The sequence below is a fragment of the Vibrio mexicanus genome, assembly GCF_001012815.1.
GTDB lineage: Bacteria > Pseudomonadota > Gammaproteobacteria > Enterobacterales > Vibrionaceae > Vibrio > Vibrio mexicanus.
This window is the reverse complement of the sequence record NZ_JYJP01000122.1, coordinates 1-4,091: the sequence shown is the minus strand read 5'-3', so window position 1 is coordinate 4,091 and position 4,091 is coordinate 1. Positions and strand designations below refer to the sequence as shown.

The 4,091-nt window shown below is 39.2% G+C and carries 6 protein-coding genes and 1 pseudogene; all 7 read left to right on the top strand.

Annotation, left to right across the window (positions count from 1 at the left end):
• Window positions 1-48 precede the first annotated feature (48 nt).
• The 7 genes and pseudogenes from UA76_RS19255 (at window position 49) to UA76_RS19230 (ending at window position 3,911) form a co-directional block, all read left to right on the top strand.
• Window positions 49-501, top strand: a complete 453-nt coding sequence (locus tag UA76_RS19255; protein WP_047049513.1) for a hypothetical protein — start codon at window positions 49-51, stop codon at window positions 499-501.
• 8 nt (window positions 502-509) lie between these two features.
• Window positions 510-689: pseudogene (locus tag UA76_RS25495) on the top strand (AHH domain-containing protein); the annotation flags it as partial.
• A 29-nt stretch (window positions 690-718) separates the two neighbouring features.
• Window positions 719-1,129 carry a hypothetical protein gene (locus UA76_RS19250; RefSeq protein ID WP_238322360.1) on the top strand — a complete coding sequence of 137 codons (411 nt, stop codon included), beginning with the start codon at window positions 719-721 and terminating at the stop codon, window positions 1,127-1,129.
• Window positions 1,129-1,758 (top strand): imm11 family protein, encoded by a 630-nt coding sequence (locus UA76_RS19245; RefSeq protein ID WP_238322359.1) that lies wholly within the window; start codon window positions 1,129-1,131, stop codon window positions 1,756-1,758. The genes UA76_RS19250 and UA76_RS19245 overlap by 1 nt, the downstream gene beginning before the upstream one ends.
• A 110-nt stretch (window positions 1,759-1,868) precedes the next feature.
• Window positions 1,869-2,456, top strand: a complete 588-nt coding sequence (locus UA76_RS19240) for an imm11 family protein (protein ID WP_047049511.1) — start codon at window positions 1,869-1,871, stop codon at window positions 2,454-2,456.
• 105 nt (window positions 2,457-2,561) lie between these two features.
• Window positions 2,562-3,188 carry an imm11 family protein gene (locus UA76_RS19235; RefSeq protein ID WP_047049510.1) on the top strand — a complete coding sequence of 209 codons (627 nt, stop codon included), beginning with the start codon at window positions 2,562-2,564 and terminating at the stop codon, window positions 3,186-3,188.
• Between the two features lie 150 nt (window positions 3,189-3,338).
• Window positions 3,339-3,911 (top strand): imm11 family protein, encoded by a 573-nt coding sequence (locus tag UA76_RS19230; RefSeq protein ID WP_047049508.1) that lies wholly within the window; start codon window positions 3,339-3,341, stop codon window positions 3,909-3,911.
• Window positions 3,912-4,091: the final 180 nt, after the last annotated feature.

Sequence of the window (4,091 nt, the reverse complement as noted above, 5' to 3'; positions counted from 1 at the left end):
GTTTATTGATACTGTTTTGGTTGAACTCGACCTGAGTGGGCGAAAGAAGTGAAAGAGCATGAGAACTTCCCGAGAGCACTCGCTATCATCGAAGACCATGATTCGATACTAACCTACGTCACTTATGTTTCCCTCATGCTTGAAGCCATTCCTCCGAACTTCTATTCCTATCATGGCGGTAAAGCGGGAGCTGCTGCGCGAGTTTCAGCACTGCTAGCGCGGTTTGCGGCTGGTGCCAAGAAAGTTAAAGGCGTTAAAAACGCAGCTAAAGCGCTAGATTCTTTTATTAAAGCAGCAGAGAGCCTAATTGACGTGCTTAAAGACTATTTAGACTTGGCAGAAAAGTTGGCCAAACGTGGTTTAGGTAAGTTTAAAGGAAACCCTGCGATGACACTGACTGCGAAGAAAAAAGCAGTTAAGCGTAATGCTACGTGTAGGCTTTGTCATTCAGATGAACATAAAACACCGCGTGTGAAACGCGGAGAACTAGAGTATATATAGAGTTACTTATGGCTAGAGGGTACAGAAACGCTGTTATAAAACCAGCGAGAAAAGATCCCAATCATCCGATTAACCATGGATTTGAAATGCAGGTCCACCATTTACTATCGAATCGAGGTGTTAAGAAAACGGGGAGCGGTCCTGAGCTTATAAAGTATGGGTACAATATTAACTTGCCTGGCAACCTTGTGGCATTGCCTTGTACGTTAGAGGGGGCATGTCACCTGAAAGTCCAATTACACAGGGGGATCACCCAAAAGCAATTGATACAAATGACAAAGATGGAGATCACCCAAAAAGTTATCATCGTAGGGTTACTATTCTTGTTGAAAAAGCTTATAAGACTATTAGTAAACGCTGCGTGGATGACAAAAACCCGGGCATACAAAGGTATATGGATTACCATAGCTTGCTAATTTTGCGGAAAATCAGTCGGTTTGAGCTACCACTGACAAACGTGTCAGAAGCATTTGAGCCTGGTGGAGTAGGTTGTTTGGGCTCTACTTCGGTACGAGAATTAGAAAGTAAGTTAGGAGATAAAATGGCAGAATGCCAATGTAACGGAAGACATCATGCTAAGTTTAGTTCGTTTACGCAAATACCTTACATATTGGAGAGAGGAAAATAGTGATCAATAGATACGAAGAGGCTTATTATATTCTTTACCCTGATGATGATACCGTTGAATATGATATTGACCTCATGCCTTCACCATATACTGCCAGTACACATTGGAAATTTGAAAAACTCAATTTTGGAGATAAACCACTATCCTTTACGTCAGATAATGAAGACCTAGATTTTCTAAAAGTAGAACATGCGATAGCTTTTAGCGTTCCAAACTTTGTTGTTACCGCCAAACTGAAAAAACTTCTTGACGTTGGTATTTATGGAGGTCAATTTTATCCAGCAATTATCCATGATGAGCAAGGGAACTATATAGAAGGGATGTGGGCACTGAATACTTATAAAGAGCTTGATTGCATAGACTTTAAAAGAAGCCAATACTATATGCCTAGTGACGGCAGTAAAGAGATAGACGGGTTCAAAATCTATGCTGACATGGATGTTTATCGTTTACGAGAAGATGTGTTAGATGCAATACCAGAAGAAGAGAGGCTTATATTCCAAGTGGCTGGAGCCTCAGTTAATGAAGTTTTTGTACATAAGCGTGTTGTAGATATATTCAAGGGCAATAAAGTCAAAGGTGTTAAGTTTTTCAAAGTCAGTGAATTTTCAGATGGTGACCAACACTAGTAATGTTTGGTTAGATTAATTAAAATTAGGCCTATGTGATTATAATAGCACCTGCGTTTATTTTACGTAGGTGCGATTTTTAATTCAAAAAGTACAAGTAGGTGACTTATATGAACTACGATCAAGTTTATTATGTTATGGCGCCAAGCTATAGTGACGAGAATGAGTTTATCCATGTTACGCCTACGGAGCAAACAGGAAACAGAAGATTTCATTATCGAGAGCTCACATATGGTGAGCCTCCCGTAAATTTTGTTTTAAATGACGCGGTTGATTCGAATGTTACTTCACCAATGTATTTTTGTAAGCCAAGTATTATTGTCTCTGAAGAGCTGGGTAGATTATTAGAAGATAAGATATATGGCGGAAAACTCTATCCAGCATCACTCAGCAATGACAACACAGCTTTTGATGGTTATTTACTAGTTAACATTTATGAAGATCTAGACTGTTGGTGTCGAAAAGAGTCGGTGTATAAACAAAAAGATCCAGATTACTACCCAAGAGTGTATCAGTATCGAATAGATTCTAAGGTGATTGAAAAAATTGACGAAGAAAGACGGCTTGTATTTAGGATGGGAGGGAGTGACTTGTCGCCTGTTATCGTCCATGAAAAAGTCAAAAACATCGTAGAGAAGAAAATGGATAATGTTAACTTCTTCTCTATTCAAGATTACTTTTTTGGCGACGAGTATTAGGTAGCTGATCTATAGGGAGCTGTCAATCATCGACTTCGATTATCTCAATTAGGAAGTCTGTTTTTTTTAAGTAAACTAAAGTAGTGCTTATGGGGAAGTTATAAGGTGAACCTGTACGAACAATCCTATTATCTCATGTTTCCGGATTATGAATTTGATGATTATGATATTGATTTAACTCCTTCGCCTTATACGGCTAGTACTAACTGGGACTTTGAGAAACTGAGTTTTGATTTCAAAGCTCTATCTTTCGTATCTGATAATGACGATGTTGCCTTTCTAAAGAAAGATCATGCTCTAGCCTTTAATGTTCCAAATTTTGTTGTGACACAAAAGTTGAAAGAACTCCTCGAAGGTGGGCTTTATGGTAGCCAATTCTACCCTGCGACTGTTCAGGATGAGCAAGGAGACTCAGTCGAAGGGTTATGGGCATTAAATACTTATGAAGAGCTAGATTGCATCGACTTCAAAAGGAGTCAGTATTACATGCCAAGCGATGGCTCCACAGAAATAGATGGTGTCAAAATTCACGCCGACATGGATACATACCGTTTACGAGAAGATGTATTAGATGCGATACCTGAAGAAGAAAGGCTAATATTTCAAATTGGCGGAGGTTCAGTTAGTCAAATACTAGTACACAAGCGTGTGGTAGACGTCTTCGACAAAAATAACGTTAAAGGCGTTAAATTTTTCAAAGTGAGCGAGTTTGAAGATGGCGATCAATACTAACGTCGTTTAGTTTGGATTAGCATTTAACGTTTTAGTAGCACCTGCATTCCAATGGAGTGAAGGTGCTTATTATTAAGTCGATAGTATGAATCAGCTCTTTCACATGAAAGCTGCGCTAATAAATTAACAGATGCTAATTAGGTGACTTAAATGAACCATGACCAAATTTATTATGTTATGGCCCCAAACTATAATGCCAAAGGGTTTAAAGTTGTACCGACAGAATCAACGGCGCTAAGACGATTTCATTATAAGGAGCAAGTGGATGGCGAGTCAGCTCTTCAGTTCGAGTCGAAAAGTGGCAAGGTCAATCCGCTTGATACGCAGCTGCTCTTTTGCACTCCTAGCATACTAATATCGGATTCTTTTGAAGATCTATTAAGCGGCCATATTTATGGCGGAAAGCTATACCCAGCGATTGTTGACGATCTAAACGACAGCTTTTTCCTTGTCAATTTCTACGACGAGCTCGACTGTTGGGACAGAGAAAAATCAACCTATGAGCAGCATGATCCAGAAGACTCACCACATGTCATCAAGTATGTATTCGATGAGAATGTTTTAAACAGTGTGGAGGAATCTGAGCGATTGATCTTCAGAATGGGAGGTGACGATTTATCACCAATCATCGTTCATAAAAGCATAAAGAAAATCATAGAAAGCGAAGTCTCCTGTGCGAGTTTCTATTCGATCGCAGATTACGAACTTGGTGATGAATACTAAGTAGCAATCATTGTGCATGAAAAAATAGTTAGAGAGTTGTCCAAGTTCGATATTGAAGCTTTTCAGTTTTACCCACTCAGTGAATATAGACTTGGGATGGAGTTTAAAACAAGAGAATGAAGCGTTAGGACTTATCATCTGAAGTGGTAGATATGCAGTGCGACTGCGTATCAATCTACA